This is a genomic window from Calditerricola satsumensis (assembly GCF_014646935.1).
Lineage (GTDB): Bacteria > Bacillota > Bacilli > Calditerricolales > Calditerricolaceae > Calditerricola > Calditerricola satsumensis.
The window spans coordinates 1-20943 of the sequence record NZ_BMOF01000014.1 but is presented as its reverse complement, the minus strand read 5'-3'; the positions used below and the strand labels follow the sequence as shown (position 1 = coordinate 20943).

24 protein-coding genes are annotated in these 20943 nt (G+C 65.0%); 23 read left to right on the top strand and 1 reads right to left on the bottom strand.

The window, feature by feature from the left end; all coding sequences use genetic code 11:
- Positions 1-9: 9 nt before the first annotated feature.
- The 23 genes from fliM (at position 10) to IEX61_RS12620 (ending at position 19707) form a co-directional block, all read left to right on the top strand.
- The gene (fliM, locus tag IEX61_RS04875) at positions 10-1032 is read left to right on the top strand and encodes a flagellar motor switch protein FliM (protein ID WP_054672209.1); all 1023 of its coding nucleotides are present in this window, start codon (positions 10-12) and stop codon (positions 1030-1032) included.
- Positions 995-2212 carry a flagellar motor switch phosphatase FliY gene (gene fliY / locus IEX61_RS04870; protein WP_188816943.1) on the top strand — a complete coding sequence of 406 codons (1218 nt, stop codon included), beginning with the start codon at positions 995-997 and terminating at the stop codon, positions 2210-2212. The genes fliM and fliY overlap by 38 nt, the downstream gene beginning before the upstream one ends.
- A 42-nt stretch (positions 2213-2254) precedes the next feature.
- Positions 2255-2617 (top strand): response regulator, encoded by a 363-nt coding sequence (locus IEX61_RS04865; RefSeq protein WP_188816942.1) that lies wholly within the window; start codon positions 2255-2257, stop codon positions 2615-2617.
- Between the two features lie 10 nt (positions 2618-2627).
- Complete coding sequence (locus tag IEX61_RS04860; RefSeq protein WP_188816941.1) at positions 2628-3332, top strand: flagellar biosynthetic protein FliO; 705 nt, start codon at positions 2628-2630, stop codon at positions 3330-3332.
- The gene (fliP, locus tag IEX61_RS04855; RefSeq protein WP_373288410.1) at positions 3329-4114 is read left to right on the top strand and encodes a flagellar type III secretion system pore protein FliP; all 786 of its coding nucleotides are present in this window, start codon (positions 3329-3331) and stop codon (positions 4112-4114) included. The genes IEX61_RS04860 and fliP overlap by 4 nt, the downstream gene beginning before the upstream one ends.
- Positions 4111-4380 (top strand): flagellar biosynthesis protein FliQ, encoded by a 270-nt coding sequence (gene fliQ, locus IEX61_RS04850; RefSeq protein ID WP_054671765.1) that lies wholly within the window; start codon positions 4111-4113, stop codon positions 4378-4380. Before fliP ends, fliQ begins: the two co-directional genes overlap by 4 nt.
- A gap of 9 nt (positions 4381-4389) precedes the next feature.
- Positions 4390-5199: a flagellar biosynthetic protein FliR gene (gene fliR / locus IEX61_RS04845; protein ID WP_188816939.1), complete on the top strand. Its 810-nt coding sequence runs from the start codon at positions 4390-4392 to the stop codon at positions 5197-5199.
- Positions 5190-6275, top strand: a complete 1086-nt coding sequence (flhB, locus tag IEX61_RS04840) for a flagellar biosynthesis protein FlhB (RefSeq protein ID WP_188816938.1) — start codon at positions 5190-5192, stop codon at positions 6273-6275. The genes fliR and flhB overlap by 10 nt, the downstream gene beginning before the upstream one ends.
- 18 nt (positions 6276-6293) lie before the next feature.
- Positions 6294-8333 carry a flagellar biosynthesis protein FlhA gene (gene flhA / locus IEX61_RS04835; protein ID WP_188816961.1) on the top strand — a complete coding sequence of 680 codons (2040 nt, stop codon included), beginning with the start codon at positions 6294-6296 and terminating at the stop codon, positions 8331-8333.
- On the top strand, positions 8333-9664 hold the full coding sequence (gene flhF / locus IEX61_RS04830) for a flagellar biosynthesis GTPase FlhF (RefSeq protein WP_188816937.1): 1332 nt from the start codon (positions 8333-8335) through the stop codon (positions 9662-9664). The genes flhA and flhF overlap by 1 nt, the downstream gene beginning before the upstream one ends.
- Positions 9657-10568, top strand: a complete 912-nt coding sequence (locus IEX61_RS04825; protein ID WP_188816936.1) for a MinD/ParA family protein — start codon at positions 9657-9659, stop codon at positions 10566-10568. Before flhF ends, IEX61_RS04825 begins: the two co-directional genes overlap by 8 nt.
- A 39-nt stretch (positions 10569-10607) precedes the next feature.
- Positions 10608-11726: a protein-glutamate methylesterase/protein-glutamine glutaminase gene (locus IEX61_RS04820; protein WP_268238383.1), complete on the top strand. Its 1119-nt coding sequence runs from the start codon at positions 10608-10610 to the stop codon at positions 11724-11726.
- Positions 11727-11731: 5 nt separating this feature from the next.
- Positions 11732-13906 carry a chemotaxis protein CheA gene (locus IEX61_RS04815; protein ID WP_188816959.1) on the top strand — a complete coding sequence of 725 codons (2175 nt, stop codon included), beginning with the start codon at positions 11732-11734 and terminating at the stop codon, positions 13904-13906.
- Between the two features lie 92 nt (positions 13907-13998).
- Positions 13999-14475, top strand: a complete 477-nt coding sequence (locus tag IEX61_RS04810; RefSeq protein WP_054672144.1) for a chemotaxis protein CheW — start codon at positions 13999-14001, stop codon at positions 14473-14475.
- A gap of 3 nt (positions 14476-14478) precedes the next feature.
- Complete coding sequence (locus tag IEX61_RS04805) at positions 14479-15096, top strand: chemotaxis protein CheC (RefSeq protein ID WP_188816935.1); 618 nt, start codon at positions 14479-14481, stop codon at positions 15094-15096.
- Positions 15093-15590 (top strand): chemotaxis protein CheD, encoded by a 498-nt coding sequence (locus IEX61_RS04800; protein ID WP_054672146.1) that lies wholly within the window; start codon positions 15093-15095, stop codon positions 15588-15590. The genes IEX61_RS04805 and IEX61_RS04800 overlap by 4 nt, the downstream gene beginning before the upstream one ends.
- A 3-nt stretch (positions 15591-15593) precedes the next feature.
- On the top strand, positions 15594-16070 hold the full coding sequence (locus IEX61_RS04795) for a hypothetical protein (RefSeq protein WP_054672149.1): 477 nt from the start codon (positions 15594-15596) through the stop codon (positions 16068-16070).
- A gap of 13 nt (positions 16071-16083) precedes the next feature.
- Complete coding sequence (locus IEX61_RS04790; RefSeq protein ID WP_188816934.1) at positions 16084-16869, top strand: FliA/WhiG family RNA polymerase sigma factor; 786 nt, start codon at positions 16084-16086, stop codon at positions 16867-16869.
- A 19-nt stretch (positions 16870-16888) separates the two neighbouring features.
- On the top strand, positions 16889-17461 hold the full coding sequence (locus IEX61_RS04785) for a DUF6115 domain-containing protein (protein ID WP_188816933.1): 573 nt from the start codon (positions 16889-16891) through the stop codon (positions 17459-17461).
- Between the two features lie 179 nt (positions 17462-17640).
- Positions 17641-17952, top strand: coding sequence for an ArsR/SmtB family transcription factor (locus tag IEX61_RS04780; protein WP_054672471.1), 312 nt, complete (start codon positions 17641-17643; stop codon positions 17950-17952).
- A 12-nt stretch (positions 17953-17964) separates the two neighbouring features.
- A complete protein-coding gene (locus IEX61_RS04775; protein ID WP_054672473.1) occupies positions 17965-18915 on the top strand; it encodes a cation diffusion facilitator family transporter in 951 nt (316 codons plus the stop codon).
- Positions 18916-19048: 133 nt separating this feature from the next.
- Positions 19049-19429, top strand: coding sequence for a hypothetical protein (locus IEX61_RS04770; protein ID WP_054672476.1), 381 nt, complete (start codon positions 19049-19051; stop codon positions 19427-19429).
- Between the two features lie 188 nt (positions 19430-19617).
- Positions 19618-19707: a YjcZ family sporulation protein gene (locus IEX61_RS12620; protein ID WP_083463076.1), complete on the top strand. Its 90-nt coding sequence runs from the start codon at positions 19618-19620 to the stop codon at positions 19705-19707.
- A gap of 63 nt (positions 19708-19770) precedes the next feature.
- On the opposite strand, the gene IEX61_RS04760 is transcribed toward IEX61_RS12620, so the two are convergent.
- Positions 19771-20775 (bottom strand): DMT family transporter, encoded by a 1005-nt coding sequence (locus IEX61_RS04760; RefSeq protein ID WP_188816932.1) that lies wholly within the window; start codon positions 20773-20775, stop codon positions 19771-19773.
- Positions 20776-20943: the final 168 nt, after the last annotated feature.

The window sequence follows — 20943 nt, the reverse complement described above, 5'->3', positions numbered from 1 at the left end:
GTGACGCCTGTGACGTCCGATGTGCTGTCGCAGAGCGAAATCGATGCGCTCTTGGCCGCGCTCACCTCAGGGGAGATGTCGGCCGAGGAGCTGAAGCGCGAACAGGAGACGCGCAAAGTCAAGCCTTACGACTTTAAGCGGGCCCTTCGCTTTTCCAAGGACCAGATCCGCAGCTTGACGCGCATTCACGAAAATTTTGCCCGTTCGCTCACCACGTTGTTTTCGGCGATGCTGCGCACCTTTGTGCAGTTTTCCGTGGTTTCCGTCGATCAGCTGCCGTACGACGAGTTCGTTCGATCCATCCCCAACCAGACCCTGCTCAACGTGTTTGAAGCCCGTCCGTTGGAGGGGCGCCTTGTTCTCGAGGTCAACCCCAACGTCGCCTACGCCATGTTGGAACGCTTGTTGGGCGGGCGGGGCAAGGGGATGCAGGTGACCGGGAAGTGGACGGAGATCGAAACGACGATCCTCCAGCGCCTGTTTTCCCGGGCCTTGTCCCATCTGCCGGATGCGTGGAAGAACGTGCTCGACCTCGATGTTCGCTACGATACCCTCGAGGTGAACGCGCAGTTTATCCAGATCGCCTCGCCGAACGACACGGTGGCCGTGATCACCTTTCGCACGGTGATCGGGGACACATCGGGCATGATGAACCTGTGCCTGCCCCACATCGTGCTGGAGCCGGTGATGGCCAAACTCTCCTCTCACCACTGGCTGTCTCCGCAGAAGAAGCAGCGTCCCCCCGAGCAGAAGGCCCTTCAGCGGCACATGAAGCGGGCGGTTGTGCCGGTGGTGGCCGAGCTCGGCACGGCGACGATCACGGTGCGCGACCTGATGCAGCTGGCTCCGGGCGATTGCATTGTGCTGGACCAAGCGCCGGGTGACCCGATCGTCGTCAAGGTGGGCAGCATCCCCAAATTCGTGGCCCGTCCGGGGACGCATCGTGGCCGCCTCGCCGTCCAGATTGAAGCGAGGGTAAAGGGAGAGGACGCCGATGAAGGATCGCGACAAATTGAGCCAGGAAGAGATTGACGCCCTGCTGCGCGGCTTGGGGGAGAACGCCGATGCGGATCGCGTCAATCCGCAGCCGGAGGCGGTCTTGTCCCCCATCGAGCAGGACGCTCTGGGCGAGATTGGCAACATCTCCTTTGGCAGCGCGGCGACGGCCCTGTCCACGCTGCTCGGGCAGAAGGTGGAGATCACCACCCCCACGGTGACCTTGGTGCGCCGTGACGCCCTGCGCGACGAGTTTCCCGACCCCCATATTGCCATTTTCGTGCAATACACCGACGGGTTGGAGGGCACGAATCTGCTCGTTCTGCGCGCCGAAGACGCGCGGATCATTGCCGACCTCATGATGGGCGGCGACGGTACCCATCCCGATCCGGAGCTCAGCGAGCTGCATTTGAGCGCGGTGCAGGAAGCGATGAACCAGATGATGGGCTCTGCGGCCACGTCGATGTCGACGGTCTTCAACCGCAGGGTGAACATTTCGCCGCCCATCGTCCGCGTCTTTGATCTGTCCAAACCGGATGAGGAGCTGCCCCTGCCCGACGAGACCCTGGTCAAGGTGTCCTTCCGCCTGCGCGTCGGCACGCTGATCGACTCGACGATCATGCAGCTGTGCCCCCTGTCGTTCGCCGTGCAGATGGTCAAAAGCCTGTTAGGGGAGACGGGCGTGATGGAACAGGCGGCGACACCCGCATCGCTGGCGCAACGGGAAGAGCCGGCGCCTGCGCACCGGGAGGACCCGGAACCCGCGGATTCCGGCGCATCGCCTCCGACGGCGTCTGGCCAGCTGCGGCCTGGGGTGCACGAGGCGGCCGCCTCCGCCGAGCGATCGGCACCTCTTGCGGCGGGCGGCGGGGACGCAGGCGCGTTCGCCTCGCGCACGGTGAACGTGCAGCCCGTCCAGTTTGCGCCCCTTCACCCCGACGTGTCGGCGGCGGCCGAGACCAACCTGAGCCTCCTTTACGACGTGCCGCTGCAGGTGACGGTCGAACTGGGACGAACGGAGAAAACGATCAAGGAAATTCTCGAGCTGACGTCGGGCTCGATTGTCGAGCTGGACAAACTGGCCGGGGAGCCGGTGGACATTTTGGTCAACGGCAAGTTGATCGCGAAAGGGGAGGTCGTCGTCATCGACGAAAACTTCGGCGTGCGCGTGACGGACATTGTCAGCCAGCGGGATCGGATGGACAAGCTGGGCTAATCGGACGGGGCAAAACGCCACGCAAGAAGGAGGAAGGGAGCCATGTCGGCACGCGTACTGGTTGTGGATGACGCCGCGTTCATGCGCATGATGATCAAGGAAATCTTAACCAAGAACGGGTATACCGTTGTGGGCGAGGCAAGCGACGGCCACCAGGCGGTTGCGCTGTACAAGGAACTGCAACCCGACGTGGTGACGATGGACATCACGATGCCGGAGATGGACGGCATCGCTGCGCTGAAGGAAATCAAGAAAATCGACCCGAACGCCAAGGTGATCATGTGTTCGGCGATGGGCCAGCAGGCGATGGTGATCGACGCCATCCAGGCGGGGGCCAAGGACTTCGTGGTCAAGCCGTTTCAGGCGGACCGCGTGTTGGAAGCGCTGCGAAAAGTGTTGGGGTAGGGGTGGCGGGATGAACGCATCTCGCAAGGCGTTTGTTGCCTGCGCGTTGCTCTTGCTCCTTGGGGGGCTTTTCGCCCTCTGCGTGCCCGGCAGCATCGCCTGGGCCGAACGCGAGCGCTCGGTTTACGAAACGTATCAGGCGCCGTCCCCCTCGACGCCGCAATCCCCTGCGCCGGACAGGCCGGGTCGTGGTCAGCCGGCTTCCTCCGCATCTGCGGCGGACGATCGCGGCGGGCTGATCGAGGCCCTCATCCGCTTGGCCGTTGCGTTTGGGCTGGTCCTCGCGCTGATTGTCGGCGCGGGACGGTGGCTTGCTCGCCGCAACCCGTTTGTTCGTCCTGGCGCGCCCGTTCGCACGCTCGGGGGGTGCGTGGTGGGTCAGAACAAGAGCGTGCAAGTGGTGCAAATCGGCGACGGCCTCTACGTGTTGGGCATCGGCGACGATGTGCAGCTCCTCCGCTACATCCCGCCGGGTGACGAGGCCGAGCGGCTGCGCGCCTTGTTCGACGCAGCGAAGGGGATGGGCGACCGTAGGGGTTGGCTGGAGCGGAAACGCGGGATCGCGCCGCGCGCAGCGTCAGCAGGACGTGGAGGGAGCCCCTCGTTTTCGGAACTGCTGGCCGACCGCTTGCAGGCGGTGCGGCAAATTCGCCCGCGTCTGCCGACTGGAGCGGAACGCGAACCCGACGCGAACGGAAGGGAACGGCCAGAATGAGGCAACGTTTGGAGCATGGAATGCGGTTCGCCATCCTCCTCGCTGCAGCGCTTCTGATCGCGTGGCCGTCGCCTGCCGACGCGGGAGAGCGCACGGCCATCCCCGGCGTCAAGCTGGAGATCGGCTCGGGCGCGCCGCCCGACGTCGCCGTGACGGTGCAGCTCCTGGTGCTGCTGACCGTACTGTCGTTGGCCCCGGCCATCTTGATCCTCATGACCGCCTTCACGCGCATCGTCGTCGTGCTCTCGTTTGTGCGCATGGGGCTGGGTACGCAGCAGACGCCGCCGAACCAGGTGCTGATCGGACTGGCCTTGTTTCTCACGTTTTATGTCATGGCGCCGACGTTCACGCAGGTGTACCATCAGGCCGTTGTGCCGTACCTCGACGGCAAGCTGTCGCAGGAGGCGGCACTCAAGGCGGCGGCCAAACCGCTCAAGGCGTTTATGGCCAAGCATACGCGCGAAAAGGACCTGCGCCTGTTTCTGCGCTATGCGAAAGGCCCGCAACCGAAGTCGATAGACGACATTCCCTTGCGCGTGCTGGTTCCTGCCTTTGTACTCAGCGAATTGAAGACGGCGTTTCAAATCGGGTTTCTGCTCTTTTTGCCGTTTTTGGTCATCGACATGATCGTGGCCAGCACGCTTATGGCGATGGGGATGATGATGCTGCCGCCGGTGATGATCTCCCTGCCGTTTAAGCTGCTCCTGTTCGTGCTCGTGGACGGCTGGTACTTGGTCGTAGAAAGCTTGCTTGCGGGGTACGGGGAGGGGGGAGGCGCGTGACACCCGAAGCTGTCGTCCACCTCGCGCGCGAGGCAGTGACCGTAACGCTGCTCGTGTGCGGACCGCTCTTGGGGGTGGCCCTGCTGGTCGGGTTTGTGGTGAGCCTCTTTCAAGCGGTGACGCAAATTCAAGAGCAGACCCTCGTCTTCATTCCCAAGATCGTGGCCGTCTTCTTGTCCGTGATCGTGTTTGGTCCGTGGATGCTGCGGCAGCTCCTTTCGTTTACCCATGCGATGTTCGACCAGATCCGAATGCTCGCGCAGTAGGTGGGGCGCATGGCCGAAGGGCTGACCCAGCTTCCGGCCTATGGCTTGGTCCTCGTGCGCATGACGGCGTTTTTCGCCGTCGCGCCGGTTTTTGCCGGACGCACCGTGCCGCCGATGGTCAAAGCGGGGTGGGCGGCGCTGGTGGCGCTTTTGGCCATGGGAGCCGTGTCAACGGCAGACATCCCGCTGAATGGACGCTATGTCCTCCTTGCGGCCAAGGAAGCCTTGGTGGGGCTGGCCTTGGGGTTCTTGGCGACGCTGCTCTTTTCCGCCGTGCAGACGGCCGGCGGCTGGCTGGATCTGCAGGCCGGTTACGCCGTGTCCGCCTTGTTTGATCCGCAAAGCGGGGTGCAGGTGCCGCTGCTCGCTCACGTCAAGCATGTGCTCGCCCTCCTGTTTTTCCTGGCTTCCGACGGGCCCCATCTGCTCGTGGACGGCATTGTGCACAGTGTCCGCCTCATCCCGGTGGACCGGCTCGCGGTGCCGCTGGCCAGTGCGGCGACGAGCGCCTTTTTCGTTCAGGCGTTTTTGCACATGACGGTCATCGCGGCCAAGCTGGCCCTTCCCTTTTCCGCCGCGTTGTTTCTGGCCGATTTGGCCCTGGGGATGTTGGGGCGGGCTGCGCCCCAGCTCAACGTGTTCGTCATCGGTCTGCCGGTCAAAATCGGCCTCAACCTGCTGGCCATGGCCGTCGGGTTGTCCGTTTTTTTTTGCCGTGCTGCTCGTGTTGTTCCGCGAACTCTTCACCGCCTTTCGCGCGCTGCTTCACCTTCTGGGCGCGTAGCCCTCATGCGAGGAAGGACGACGCCATGGGGATAGGGTTGGCCGTTGATCTGCAGTTCTTCGCCGAGGAAAAAACGGAAAAGCCCACGCCGCGCCGACGCCAGGAGGCGCGGCGAAAGGGGCAGGTGGCCAAAAGCGTGGAACTGCCCGCGGCGCTCATCCTCCTGGTGGCGTTTCTCCTCCTCTTGGCCGCGGGAAAGCAGCTGGCCTACGAAACGGCGGTTCTCCTTCGCCACGGATTGGCCGTCGACGTGCGCGCGCCGCTCACGGCCCGTACGGTCGAGCGGCTGCTCATGACCTATGCGCTGGCGGGGATCAAGATTGTCGCCCCCTTTGCCCTCGTCGCCCTCCTGTTGGGCGTGCTGGGCAACGCGGTGCAGTTTGGCTTCCTCGTGACCACCGATCCGCTGGTTCCCCGGTGGACGCGGGTGAACCCCGTGGAAGGGTTCAGGCGGATCCTGTCCGTTCGGGCGCTGGTGGAGTTGGGGAAAACGCTGGTCAAGTTTGGGGTCATTCTCGGCGCCTTGGCCCTGGTGCTGTGGCGGGAAGTGGACCGGATCGCCATGCTGGCGCGCATGCCCCTCGCGCAGGGGCTGGCCTATCTCGGCGAGACGTCGGTGAAGCTGGGGTTGGTGTTTTCCGGGCTTCTCGTGGCGCTGGCCGCCCTCGACTACGGGTACCAACGGCTGGTGTACGAGCGCCAGCTGCGCATGTCCAAGCAGGAGGTCAAGGACGAATACAAGCGGACCGAGGGCGACCCGCTCATCAAGCAGCGCATTCGCAAGCGCCAGCGGGAGATGGCCATGCGGCGCATGATGCAGGAGGTGCCCAAGGCCGACGTTGTGATCACGAACCCCGTCCATGTCGCCGTCGCGCTGCGTTATGACGCCGCGGAGATGGACGCGCCCCGGGTGGTGGCCAAGGGGGCCGACTACCTGGCACTAAAAATTCGCCAGATCGCCGGGCAACACGGGGTGACGATCATGGAAAACCCGCCGCTGGCACGGGCCCTGTATGCCCGGGTGGAGGTCGGGCAGACGATCCCGGAAGACCTGTATCGGGCTGTGGCCGAGGTGCTGGCGTACGTCTATCGCCTGAAAGGAAAGGCCTAGAGAGGAGGCACAGGGGTGATTCGCCTGCAAGATCTCGGGGTGCTCGCCGCCGTCATCCTCATCGTCCTGATGATGGTCATCCCGCTGCCTCCGGGCGTGCTCGACTTCCTCATCTTCCTCAACATCTCCCTGTCGCTGCTCATTCTCCTCGTGGCCATGAACACGAGGGAGCCCCTCGAGTTCGCCATCTTTCCCTCGCTGCTCCTCTTGACGACGCTCTTTCGCCTGGGGCTCAACGTGTCGACGACGCGGGCCATTCTCACCGACGCCAACGCTGGCAAGGTGGTGCACACCTTCGGCTCCTTCGTCATCGGCGGCCAGCCGGTGGTCGGCTTTATCGTGTTCCTCATCCTGGTCGTCATCCAGTTTGTCGTCATCACCAAAGGGGCCGAGCGGGTGGCCGAGGTGGCGGCACGCTTCACCCTCGACGCCATGCCTGGCAAGCAGATGGCCATCGACGCCGACTTGAACGCCGGGCTGATCACCGAGGCCGAGGCGCGGCAGCGGCGGGAGAAGATCGACCGCGAAGCCGACTTCTACGGGGCGATGGACGGGGCCAGCAAGTTCGTCAAAGGGGACGCCATTGCGGGGATCGTCATCTTCCTCATCAACATCCTCGGTGGGTTCATCATCGGCATGGCCATTCACGGCATGCCGTTTACCGAGGCCCTGCACACCTACACCCTCCTTTCCGTCGGCGACGGGCTCGTGAGCCAGATTCCGGCTCTGCTCATCTCCACGGCCACGGGGATCATTGTCACCCGTGCGGCGTCGGACGGCAACCTCGGCCAGGACGTCCTGCGGCAGATCCTGGCCTACCCGAAGCTGCTCTATGTCGTGGCGGCGACGATCTTCGCCCTCGGCCTGCTGACGCCCATCGGCCTCCTCACCGCGCTGCCCATCGCCGGGCTGCTGGCCCTTGGCGGCTGGCGCATTCGCCGGGCGGCCGAGGGCCCCGAGACGGAGGAAACCACGGTGGAGCGCCAGGCCGAGCGGGAGGCGGAACGGCTGCGCAGCGCCGAGTCGGTGCAGCAGCTCCTTTACGTCGATCCCATCGAGTTCGAGTTTGGCTACGGCCTGATTCCCCTCGCCGACACCGCCCAGGGCGGCGACCTTCTCGACCGCGTGGTCATGATCCGCCGCCAGTTGGCGCTGGAGCTGGGCATTATCGTGCCGGTGGTGCGCATCCGCGACAACATCCAGCTCAAGCCCAACGAGTACGTCATCAAGATCCGCGGCAACGTGGTGGCGCGGGGCGAGCTGATGCCCGACCACTATCTGGCCATGAGCCCGGGCGTTGACGACCCGCGCGTGGTGGGCATTGAGACGACGGAGCCGGCCTTCGGGTTGCCGGCGCTGTGGATCGACGAGGCGATGAAGGAGACGGCGGAGCAGGCCGGCTACACGGTGGTCGACCCGCCGTCGGTGGTCGCCACCCACCTGACGGAAGTGCTGAAGCGGCACGCCCACGAGCTCTTGGGCCGCCAGGAGACCAAGGCGCTTTTGGACGCCGTGAAGGAGCACGCGCCGGCGGTGGTGGAGGAACTGGTGCCGAACGTGCTTTCCGTCGGCGAGATCCAGCGCGTGCTCGTCAAGCTCCTGCGGGAACGGGTTTCCATCCGCAACCTGGTGACGATCCTGGAGACACTGGCCGACTACGGGCGGTACACGAAGGATCCCGACATCCTGACCGAGCACGTGCGGCAGGCGCTTTCGCGGCAGATCACCCGCCAGCATGTCCAGCCGGGCGAGCCGCTCGTTGTGGCCACCCTCGATCCGGAGACGGAAAAGCGCATCGCCGAGAGCGTGCAGCAGACCGAGTACGGATCCTATGTGGCGCTGGATCCAGAGGCGACGCAGCGCTTTTACCGGTCGGTAAACGAGGCGGTGAACCAGCTTCTCCAGTCTGGCCGGCAGCCGATCCTGCTCACCGCGCCGGGCGTTCGCCCCTATGTCCGCCAGCTCGTTGAGCGCATTTTGCCTGACGTTCCGGTGCTGTCCTACGCCGAGCTGGAGCCGAATGTGGAAGTCCGCAGTGTCGGGGTGGTGAAGCTGTAATGCGCGTCAAGCGCTACATCGTCGATTCGCTGCCGCACGCCCACGAGCTGATCAAGAACGACCTGGGCCGCGACGCGGTCATCCTGTACACGAAACCCGTGCGCACGGGGGGTTTGTTTGGGCTGTTCGGCAAGAAAAAGTTCGAAGTGATCGCCGCGGTGGACCAGGTCCCGCCGAGCGCGCCGGCCGGGGAAGAGGATCCCCGGCGGAAGGGGCAAGCCGTTTCGCCGGAGGGAGAACCCGCCGGTGGTGGGCGTTCGAACGCGGTGCCGGCGGTGGCGGCCCGCGCCTATCGCGCGGCGTCGGAAGCGGCCAAACATCCGTCCGCATCCGAGAGGGCTGCGCCGCCGCCTGTGTCGGAAACCAGCGCTTCCGACCGGCATCTTCGGGAAGTGCCTGCGGCGCAGGCGCCGGATTCCGCCCGCACGGCCCGTTCGGGAGCCCCTTTGGTTTCCGCGTCCGACGAGCTGGCCGGCGAAATCCGGGCCCTGAAGGAGATGGTGGCGCGCCTGATGGTGGGCCCGGCGCGGATGAGCTCCCTGCCTCCCGCGCTCCAAGAAGTTTGCCAGCATCTGGCTGAACAGGGCGTCTCCGACGAGCTGGTGGCGCGTCTGGTCGAACGCCTCATGCCTGCTGCGGGCGAAGGGGCTTCCGATGCGGAGGCGGTGTGGGCCGAGGCCCGGCGGGCAATCGAGGCGCTGCTCGCCGAGGTGGCGCCGCCCCGTCCGACCGCGGAGGCGCAGGTGCACGTGTTTGTCGGGCCCACCGGCGTCGGCAAGACGACGACGCTGGCCAAGCTGGCCGCCGAGCAGGTGCTGAAGCACCGGCGCAAGGTGGCTTTTGTCACCGCCGACACTTACCGCATCGCGGCGGTTGACCAGCTGCGCACCTACGCGAACATCCTAAACATTCCGCTCGAAGTGGTCTTTTCCGCCGACGACCTGCGCAAGGCCCTGGCCAAGCTGGCCGACTGCGACCGCATCTTCCTCGACACCGCCGGGCGCAACTACCGCAACGCGTCCTTTGTCGAGGAGCTGAAGACGCTGCTCGCGCCGGCAGCGTCCTGTGCGACGCATCTCGTCCTCAGCCTGACCACGAAATATGAGGACGTGAAGGCGATCGTGGCCAACTTCCTTCCCCTGTCCATCCGCGCGGTCATCTTCACCAAGGCCGACGAAACGTCGTCCTATGGCGCGCTGCTGAACGTGGCCGGCGAGTTTGGCCTGCCGACGGCGTACGTCTGCTGCGGGCAGAACGTGCCCGACGACATCTGGCCCGCCACGCCCGCCCGGATTGCCCACCTCCTTGTGGGGGAGAAGCGCCGTGCGTGATCAAGCGGAAGCCCTCCGCGAGCGGATGCGCCGGCTCGCTGCGGAAACCGCGCCAGAGCGAGCCGCGACGTCCGGGCGCAGTCCGGCGCGCGTCATCGCCGTCACCAGCGGAAAGGGCGGTGTGGGCAAGTCCAACGTGGCCCTCAATGTGGCCCTGGGCCTGGCCCGTTTGGGGAAGCGCGTGGTCCTGGTCGACATCGACCTCGGCTTTGCCAACCTCGACGTGCTGATGGGGGTCGCCCCGCGCTTTCACCTCCTTGATCTGGTGACGCGCCGCCTGTCGGTGTGGGACGTCCTGACCGACGGCCCGGAGGGGATTCGCTTTCTGGCCGGCGGCTCCGGTTTTGACCGCTTGCTGTCGTTGAATGAGGAGACGCTGCGGTACCTGTTCGCCCAGTTGGAACAGCTGGAGACGGCGGCCGATGTGGTGCTCTTCGACACGGCGGCCGGCTTGACGCCTCACGGGTTGCGCGCCCTGCTGGCGGCCGACGACCTTTTCCTCGTGACGACGCCCGAACCCACGGCGCTGACCGACGCGTACGCCGTCGTCAAGGTGCTGGCGCGGCAGGCGCAGGACGGGGTGGATGCGCGCGAGCTCTCCGTGCGGCTGATTGTGAACCGCGCGCGGTCGCAGCGGGAAGGGAAGGAAGCGGCCCGGCGCCTGGTGGCGGTGGCCCAGCGGTTTCTCAACCTGCCCATCGCCGTGCTCGGCTGCGTTCCCGAGGATGAGCATGTCCGCCGGGCCGTCACGTCGCAAAGGCCGCTTCTGGTTGCCTATCCCCATGCCCCGGCGGCGCGGGAGCTGGCGCGCATTGCCCGAACCGTTGTCGGTGGCGACGGAGCGCGCGCTCGCCAGCCGGGCGGCATCCGGCGGTTTTTGCAGCGCCTCGTCCCGTGGATCTAGCGCGCCGCGTTGGCGTCGCGAAAGGGGGTGCGGCCCGTCGTGCGCATACGCGTGCTGGTTGTGGACGATTCGGCCTTCATGCGCAAGGTCATCGCCGATCTGCTGGACCAGGATCCGGACATTGCCGTCGTCGACACGGCGCGGAACGGGCGAGAGGCCCTGGAGAAGGTGGCGATCCTTTCGCCCGATGTCGTCACCCTCGACCTGGAGATGCCGGTGATGGACGGCCTGGCCTGCTTGCAGGCGCTGATGGAGAGGCGTCCCCTGCCGGTGATCATGCTGAGCAGCCTGACCCATGCGGGGGCGGAAGCAACGATCCGTGCCCTGGAGCTCGGGGCGGTTGATGTTGTGGCCAAGCCGTCGGGCGCGATTTCCCTCGACCTGCACAAGGTGGCCGGCGAGCTGGTGGCGAAAGTCAAGGCCGCGGCGCGCGCCCGCGTGGAGCGGCGGCCGGGTTTCACGCGTCCTTCCCGTTCTCACGCCGGATCTGCGCCCGTGCCCCCGAGACCGATGGCCGACGGGCATCCGGCCGTACGTCGCGCTGACCTGCGGACAGGCGGGGCAAGACGACCCATGCGGGACGTCGTGCTCATCGGCGCGTCGACGGGTGGCCCCCGCGCGCTGCAGGCGGTGCTCGCACCGCTTCCGGCCGACTTTCCGGCTCCCGTGTTGGTGGTGCAGCACATGCCGCCGGGCTTTACCCGCCAGTTGGCCGCACGCCTCGACCAGCTCTGCGCCCTGCGCGTCGTTGAGGCGCAAGACGGCATGCCCCTTGAGGCGGGGACCGTGTACATCGCGCCGGGCGATCATCACCTGATTCTCACGCCGGGCCCCGGTCCGGTGGCGCGCCTGACGCAGGATCCGCCGCGCGGAGGGCACCGTCCGTCGGTGGACGTCCTGTTCGCGTCGGCGGCGAGCGTCCCCGGCCTGCGCGCGCATCTCGTCGTGCTGACCGGCATGGGTTCCGACGGGGTGTGGGGCGCCCGCCTCCTCAAGGAGCGGGGGCAGGTGGGGACCGTCATCGCCGAAGACGCGTCCACCTGCGTCGTCTTTGGGATGCCGCGGGCCCTCATCGAGGCGGAGCTTGCCGATCACGTCGTTCCCCTTGGGGAGATTCCCCGCGTGCTGATGGATGTCGTGACCCATCGGGAGGTGTGAAGCCCTTGGACCTCAACCAGTACCTCTCCCTGTTTTTGGAGGAGGCGCGCGAACACCTGCAGGCCATCACCGACCGGCTCCTTGCGCTGGAGCGCGAGCCAAGCGAAGTGCAGCACGTGCAGGAGATCTTTCGCTCGGCCCACACGCTGAAAGGCATGGCCGCCACCATGGGGTTCGAGGACATGGCCCATCTGACCCATGAGATGGAAAACGTCCTCGACCGCGTGCGCAACGGGGAGCTGGCCGTCACGCCGGCGCTGAACGACCTCCTGTTCCGCTGCCTGGACGCCCTGGAGACGATGGTGGCGAGCCTCGAGGCGGGCGGTGACGGGGCGGGGGATGTGGCGGACATCGTCGGCGCGCTCCGCGCCGTCGCCGAAGGCCGGACGCCGGATGCCGCGATGAGCACCGCTTCGGAGTCGACGCGGGAAGAGGCTGCCGGCGCGGCAGCCGGCGGGGCCGGGCAAGCGCCCACGGGCAGCGCGGCGGGTGCGGACCCCGAGGCGAAGGCGGGGGGCGACGAACGCGACGGCACCGGCGTTGGCCACGGCTTCAATGCGTACGAATGGGCGGTGATTCAGCAGTCGCGCGAGGCCGGGATGTCCGCCTTGACGATCACGGTGACCCTTGATCCGGCCTGCGTGCTGAAGGCGGCGCGCGTCTTCCTCGTGTTCCGCGAGCTGGAGGCCCTCGGCGAGGTGATCCGCGCCCATCCGCCGGTGGAAGACCTCGAGAACGAGCGGTTTGACCGTTCGTTCACCGTGGTGCTGATCACCGACCAATCGCCAGAGGCGGTCCGCGAGCGGATCCTGAACATTTCGGAAATCGTCGCCGTGGATGTCGTCCCTGTCGGGGATGGGGAGGCCCTGCGCGAAACCGCGGCCGCATCTTCCCCATCCGCTCCCGCCGAAACCCCGCCTCCTTCTTCCGCCGCGCCGGCTTCGCCATCCGGCGCGCCGGACAGGCAAGCCGGCTCGCCGGCCGCGCCGTCTCGCCCCGATTCGGCGAGCGGCCGCGCCAAAAAGGGGGCGGGGCGCACCATCCGCGTCGACATCGAGCGGCTCGACCAGCTGATGAACCTGTTCAGCGAACTGGTCATCGACCGCGGGCGCCTGGAACAGCTGGCCCGCGAGCTGAACCACCCGACGCTGCTCGAGACGGTGGAACACATGAGCCGCATCAGCAGCGACCTGCAAAACCTGGTGCTGACCATGCGCATGGTGCCGGTGGAGCACGTCTTCAACCGCTTCCCGCGCATGGTGCGCGACCTGTCGCGCGAGCTGGGCAAGCGCGTCGAGCTCGTCATCGAGGGGGCGGAGACGGAACTGGATCGCACGGTGGTCGACGAGATCGGCGACCCGCTGGTGCATCTGCTCCGCAACGCCATCGACCACGGCCTGGAGTCGGCGGAGGAGCGGCGACAGGCGGGCAAACCGGAGACGGGGCGGGTCAAGCTCTCGGCGTACCCCAGCGGCAATCATGTCATCATCGAGGTGTCCGACGACGGACGGGGCATCAACCGCGAAAAGGTGCTGCGCAAGGCGCTGGAGCGCGGCGTCATCTCCCCGCAGGAAGCGGAGGGATTGACCGACGAGCAGGTGTACAACCTGCTGTTTTTGCCCGGCTTCAGCACCGCCGAGACGATCACCGACATCTCCGGCCGCGGCGTCGGGCTCGACGTGGTGCGCAACAAGATCGAATCCCTTGGCGGCGCGGTATCGGTGCAGTCCGAACCGGGCAAAGGGACGACGTTCATCATCCAGCTTCCGTTGACCCTCTCCATTCTCGAGGCGCTCCTGGTGCAGGTGGAGGCGGAAAAGTATGCCATCCCCCTCAGTTCGGTGCTCGAAGCGGCCATCTACAAACCCGAGGCCGTTCACTACGCCCACGGGCAGCCCGTCGTCGATTTCCGCGGCCGCTTGATCCCGCTCGTCTTCCTCAAGGACGTGTTTGCCGTGCCGGACAGCGGCGAGCCCAAGCCGGCCGACGTGCAGGCAGTCATCGTGCGCAAAGGGGAGAAGATGGCCGGGCTGGTTGTCGACCGGCTGATCGGCCAACAGGAAATCGTGCTCAAGTCGTTGGGCCGGTATCTGCCCCACGTGTTTGCCATCTCCGGGGCCACCATCCTGGGGGATGGCCAGGTGGCCCTCATCCTTGACTGCAACGCGCTGGTGAAATGAGCGGCGCCGGGCGGGAACGAAACGGGCCGCGCGGGGGTGGCCGCACGCGCGAAACATGAAGGTGCAGCGCAAACGAAGGGAGGAACGGCGTGATGACGGAACAAAAAACCACCGCAAACGAGCTGAAGGTGATCGTGTTTCAGCTGAACGACGAATCCTACGGGGTCGACGTGTACCAGGTGCGCTCCATCGAGCGCATGCAGCCGATCACACGCGTCCCCGGGGCGCCGCCCTTCGTTAAGGGCGTGATTAACCTGCGCGGCGTGGTGACGCCGGTGATCGACCTGCGCAGCCGCCTGGGACTGAAGGAGCGGCCGTACACCGACGAGACGCGCATCATCATCGTGTCGGTCGACGACAAGGATGTGGGCCTGATCGTCGACGCCGCCAATGACGTGATCGATCTGCCGGCCTCGTCCGTCGAACCGCCGCCAGACGTGGTGGGGGGCGTCCGAACAGAGTTTCTGCGCGGGGTGGCCAAGTGGGGCGACGGCGTGCTCGTTCTGCTCAATCTCGACCGCGTGCTCACGCTCGACGAACGAACGCAGCTCAAACAACTCGAGGGATGAGCGATGGACGTCTTTTCGCGGCTGGACGCGTTTCAGTTTGATGTGTTGCGTGAGGTGGGCAACATCGGCTCCGGACACGCCGTCACGGCGCTGTCCCAGCTTCTTCAGCGCCGGGTGAACATGCGCGTGCCGCAGGTGAAGCTCGTTCCCTTTGACGAAGTGGCCGACGCGGTCGGCGGCGCCGAGGCGGTGGTGGCCGCGGTTTTCCAGCGCGTTGAGGGCGACGTGCCCGGCAGCCTCTATTTCCTTATGGATCTCGTGACGGCGCGGCAGCTCCTTGAAACGCTGCTGGGGGCCGTCCCCAGCCCCGAGGGCTTTAGCGACCTGGAACGCTCGGCGTTGCAGGAAATCGGCAACATCCTGTCCGGGTCGTACCTGTCGTCCCTGGCCGACCTGACCGGCTTGACCTTTCAACCGTCGATTCCCGCGCTGGCCATCGACATGGCCGGCGCGCTCCTCAGCGTTGGCCTTCATGAATTGGGACGTTTCGGCGATGTGGCCCTGGTGATTGACACGGTCTTTGCGGAAGGGGAGACCGTGCTGGACAGCCACTTCATCCTTATCCCCGAACCCGAAGCGATCGACCGGCTGTTTCGGGCGTTGGGAGTGCCGCTGCCATGAACGACGTGGCGCGGGTCATCAAGGTGGGCATGGCCGACCTGCAAGTGGCCAGGGCGCCGGATCGCCTGGTGACGGTGGGACTGGGTTCGTGCGTGGCCGTTTGCGTGTACGACCCGGCGGCCAAGGTGGCGGGGCTGGCCCATATCATGCTGCCGACTTCTGATCTGGCGCGGGGGGAGGCGACGAACGTCGGCAAGTACGCCGACACGGCCATTCCCGCACTCCTTTCGCGCATGGAGGCGTGGGGCGGCCTGAAGCGACGCTTCGTGGCCAAGCTGGCTGGCGGGGCGCAGATGTTCGCCGTCGCCGCAGGAAATCCGGCGCTGCGCATCGGCGAGCGCAACGTGGCGGCGTGCAAGGACCTCCTCGCCGAACACGGAATCCCCATCATCGCCGAAGATACGGGAGGCACCAGCGGTCGGACTGTCGAGTTTGACAGCGAGACGGGGAAGCTGGTCATCCGCACGGTCCAAAAAGGGGTAAAGGAAGTTTGAGCCATGACGGTGTGGGTGAAGGGCAGCCTTGTTGCGGCGGCGGTGGTTTCAGCCCTCTCCTTCCTTGCCGCCCTGTGGGCCAACACCGTGCTCACGGCGCTGGTGCGTGCGGCGGTTGTCTTCGCGTGCTTTGGGGCGGTTTCGATGGTGGCCGCCGCAGTGTTGCGCCGGGTGCTCACGGACGGGCGGGGCCCGGTGTTCCCGAACGCGCCAACGTCGCCCAAGGGAGAGGATGCCGCATCGGGTTTCGCGTTGGACGGGGCCGCAGGGGATGGGGTACCGTGTGAAGCGGCCGCAGGGGTTGAGTCCCATGCGTCCTCGCGGACCGACCAAGCGGATGCCGTTTCGGAGGCGTCAAAACGCGGATCGGATGCGACTGGCTTTGTCCCGCTCACCCCGCCGCGCCTGACGGCAGAAGAGGCAAGCGATGTGCGGCGGGTGGTGTCCACCGTCCGACGGATGATGGAGGAGGAGTCCTAAGGGGGCGAGGGGCGTGACAGCCGTGGAAAACGAGCAGGTGCGCGCGCTGTGGCGCGCGTGGAAGGAAGACGGGGACCGCGAGGCGGAACGGGCCTTGGTGGAACGCTACGCCGGGCTGGTTGACCGCGTGATTGTCCAACTGACGCGCTCGCTGGCGGCGGCGGTGCCGGTGGAAGACCTGCGCAGCTACGGGATGATCGGCCTGCTCGACGCCATGCGCAAGTTTGACCACCGCCGCGGGTTGCGCTTTGAGACGTACGCCGTCTGGCGCATCCGCGGCGCCATCTACGACGGCCTGCGCGAGATGGATTGGGTGCCGCGCTCCTTCCGGGAAAAGGCCAAGAAGGTGGAGGACGCCTACGCCGAGCTCGAGCAGCGCTACCTGCGATCGGTGACGGAGGAGGAGGTCTCCCACCACCTCGGCATGTCGGTCGAGTCGCTCCACCAGGTGCTGCGGGACATGGTGCGCGCCGTTCAGGTGTCCCTCGACGAGCCGGTGGTGGACGACGAGGGGGCAGCGACGTCTCGGCACATGACGGTGACCGACCAGGAGGCGCCGTCGCCGGAGGACCTCGTGCAGGCCAAGCAGGTGAAGGAGATCCTTGCCCGGGCCATCGAGCGGCTTCCGGAGAAGGAACGGCTGGTCGTCACGCTGTTTTACTACGAATCCCTCTCCCTCACCGAGATCGCCGAGGTCATGGGGCTGTCGCCGTCGCGCATTTCCCAGCTGCACACCAAGGCCATTTATCGCTTGCGCGGGGCCCTCGGACGGTACAAGCGCGTGCTGTGCGCGCCGTGAGACGGAAAGGAGGCGGAACATGGGCGGCTGGCTGGTTTTGGCCGCAGGGCTGTTGGTGGGAATTGCGGCGGTGCGCTGGTGGGTGCCGCGCGTGGTGGCGCGGGAGTTGGCCCGTCGGGATGACCCCGCCGGCGAGCAAGAGGCCCTCTTGGCCGTGCTCGATGAGTATACGGCCCTGTGGACCGAAGACAACCAAAAGCTTCTGCGCGCCTGGCGGGACGAGCGGCGCGACCTGGAACAAGCGGTGCAGGAGCTCCAGCGCCGCGTGGCCGAGCTGGAAGGCCGCGTGGAGGCGCTGGCGGCGATCGTTCGGGAAGGGGCGGTGCGTCAGGAGAATGTCGGGGGCCTGTCCTCGGCGGCGCCATCGGGAGACGCCGGCGCGCCGCAGCCTGCCGCGCCGGAGCGAGATGCGGAGGCCTTCGATGCCGCCGCAATCGGGGAGCGTTACCGCGCCGTCCTGGATCTGGCGCGGGACGGACTGCCCGCGGAAGAGATTGCCCGCCGCCTGGATATCGGGACGGGCGAGGTCCAGCTCGTGCTGACGCTGGCCGCGGCAATGGGAAGAAAAGAGCAAAATTCGCGTCACCATTGAACGATCCAGTCTCCCCGAACGCTGTACGTTGTTAGCGAAGGGGGAAGGAACCTCTTGCCAAGCGCAAGGGGCTTTTTTAAAATGAATATATGAACAAACTCTCATATACTCATAAATTGCAGAGAGCGAGTCGGTAGCACGACAGCAGCGTCACAGGGTGGAAACGGAAGGGATCCGACATGGCGAAAGGGAAAAATGTCACAAACTTGTCTCTGGAAATCGCAGAGCGCGCGGCGCTTACGTTTAAAGCGTTGGCGGATCCGACGCGCATTCGCATCTTGCATTTGTTGGCGCAGGAGGAGCGTTCCGTTACGGACCTCGCCGAAACGCTGGGATTGTCGCAATCCGCCGTATCCCACCAGCTGGCTTTTCTCCGGTCCATGCGTTTGGTCAAGTATCGACGGCAAGGACAGTCGCTCTTTTACACGTGTGACGATGACCATGTGCTGACGTTGCTCAGCCAAGTGCTCGCCCATCTGGAACATGAGTAGGGAGGGGTCGGCTTGCATCATCATCACCATTTCCATGATTCTTTCCACCAGGATCATGTGCATTCGCAGGCTTCACATGGCCCGATCGGCGCAGGGGGTCGTGCACACAACAAGCGGGCCCTGACGGCGGCCCTCTTCATCACCGGTGGCATCATGCTGTTGGAGTTTTTCGGCGGACTGCTGACCCACAGCCTGGCCCTCCTCTCGGATGCCGGGCACATGCTGAGCGATGCCGCCTCATTGGCCCTGAGCCTCCTGGCCATGATGCTGGCTGCGCGTCCGCCGTCGCCGGGCATGACCTATGGCTTCTCTCGGGCGGAGGTTCTGGCGGCGCTGGTTAACGGTGCGACTCTACTGGGGATCGCCGGGATCATCGCGTGGGAGGCGGTTGCGCGATTTTTCCAGCCGCCCGAGGTGGCCAGCGGAACGATGATCATCGTTGCGACGATCGGGCTTGTGGCAAACCTGCTCAGCGCGTGGTGGCTCATGCGAAAAGGGGACGTGAAAGGGAACGTGAACCTGCGGAGCGCGTATCTGCATGTCCTCGGCGACGCCCTGGGGTCGGTGGGGGCTCTTGTAGCGGGACTGTTGATGTTCTGGTTTTCGTGGTATGCGGTCGACCCGCTCATCAGCCTCGTGGTGGCGGCCTTGATCCTGAAAAGCGCGTGGGGGATTCTTCACCACGCCGTGCGCATCCTGATGGAGGGTTCGCCCCTTGGCGTCTCGAGAGATCGCGTCGAAAGCGCGCTTCGCGGTCTTCGCGACGTGGTGGACGTCCATGACCTGCACATCTGGACGATTACCTCCGGTTTTGATTCCCTGAGCTGTCACCTGGTCGTCCGCGAAGGAGCCGACGCCCAAACCGTTCTACAAGAAGCCGTGCAGAAGATTCGGGAGATGTTTCGGATTCATCATGTCACGATCCAGATCGAAACGGCCCCCTGTGACACGCGCACATGTTGAGGACGGCGCCTGCGCGCATACCGGGCGACGACGGTCGCCGTTTTCCGTTTGGCGGAGCGGTACCGTGACAAGCATCCAGACTCCACCTGGTCGTCGATCATAACCTGAAGTATCCCGCGAAAGGAGGATTCGTATGTCGTACCCTTATCATTATTACTTTGAGAAGTACGACTACCACAAAAAGCGCGCCGCACATTACATGGAGATGGCCGAAAAGCACAAGTGCGACAAAAAGAAATACCGCTACTACTATGAGAAGTACTACTACCACAAGCATAAAGCGGACTACTACAAGATGGGCTGCAAGCATCCCAGCTCCTGTCATGACTCCTCCGGCTATTCCTGCTATGACTCGTGCAGCGGTTACAGCAAATACCACAAATACTACAAATACCATAAGAAGTACGACAAATATCACAAACGTTACCACAAATACGACAAGCACGATTCCTGCTACGACTCCTGCCGATACGCTTCCAGCCGGTACTCTTCATCCTCCGGGACGAACGACTGAGGGCGAGCAGACCGGGAATCTCCGACGAGCGTCCGTGTGCCGCCGAGCGGGCGGCTTTTTCTTTTTTGATGTTGTGTTGACCCGCGCGAAAAATGGGCGTTTGTTGTAACGCACTCCTTTGATGCCGCTCATAAAGTAAAGTGCGATAGCCAATCCGCTATCGACATTTCGCGAGGGGTGGTGTCACTATGGGTTCCTTCTTCGACAACTTGGACGATTTTGCGATTGTGCTAGTGCTGTTCATTCTCCTGGTGATCGTTGGGGCTGCCGACGATTAACGTCCACCAAGCGGGTCCGCTTCGACGAACAGCATGATGCCGCCCCCTCCGGGCGGCGTTCTTTTATTTGTTCGGGTTGCGTTTTGCCGGACGCGTGACCGTCTTGCCATCACCCGCGACGAAGGACGAACGCACTTCCGGTGTTTCGAATTGGGTGGGGCGGCGAGACCAGCGAAACGGGGTGGGTGCCGTAGCCAGGTACACGCCTCCCATCACGAGGATGCCCCCCACCACGTGGGCCAGGGTGACCCGTTCGCCCAGCACGAGCGCGCCCAGGATGGCCGCGAAGAGCACGATCAGGTTGAGGTAGATGGAGGCCCGTGACGGTCCGATGATCATGACGGCGCGGTTCCACAACAGAAAGGCGATCACCGAAGGAAAGGTCCCCACATAGATGAGGAGCGCCAACGCCATGGGGCTTAAGGTAAGGAACGCGTCCCATTCGGCGCGTTCGGTAGCGGCCAACGGAAAGAGCAGCGCACAGGCCATGGCGATAGTAACGAGGAAGGAGGCGCGCTGGGGCAGGAGGTGGCCATGCTTTTTCATCAGCACCGAGTAGAGGCCCCATGCCGTGATGGCCACAAGCATGAGCACGTCCCCGAGGTGAAACGTCAGCGTGCGCAGGCGATGCAGGTCGCCCCCCACGAGAATCCACAGCACGCCCGCACAGGAGAGGACGATGCCGACCAGTTGTACCGGTTTCACGCGTTCGCCGAGCAGCACGCGCGACAAGGCCAACACGACGATGGGGGCGGCCGTGTTCATCAAGGCGGCGTTGATGGCGGTGGTGGACTGGAGGGCGACATAGGTCAAGGCATTAAAACCGGCCACCCCGGTTACGGCCATGGTCAAGAGGGGTTTGGCGTGTTGGCGGAGTAGGGGGAGCGCATCCCGCACGTCGCGCCAGGCAAAGGGGAGCAAGACGAGAAAGGAAAGGCTCCACCGCACGAGGGAAAGGGTGATCGGCGGGAGCGTGGCCACCAACACCTTGCCAAACGCAAAATTGCCCGCCCAGAACAAGGTGGCCAAACTCAGCAACAAGGAAGGCGGGAGGCGAAACGTGGCCATGGTCACTCCTCCTCTCGGCTGCGCGTCTCTCCAACGTCTTCGCCGTCATCCGGCGATTTCCTTCCCTTTCCTTGTCGTTCCGATGCGGACGAAAGGTTGTCGTGCTGCCACGTGTCAACTCACATAAAAACCTAACCGAAGTGAAGCCGGTCACTCACGAGAAAATCT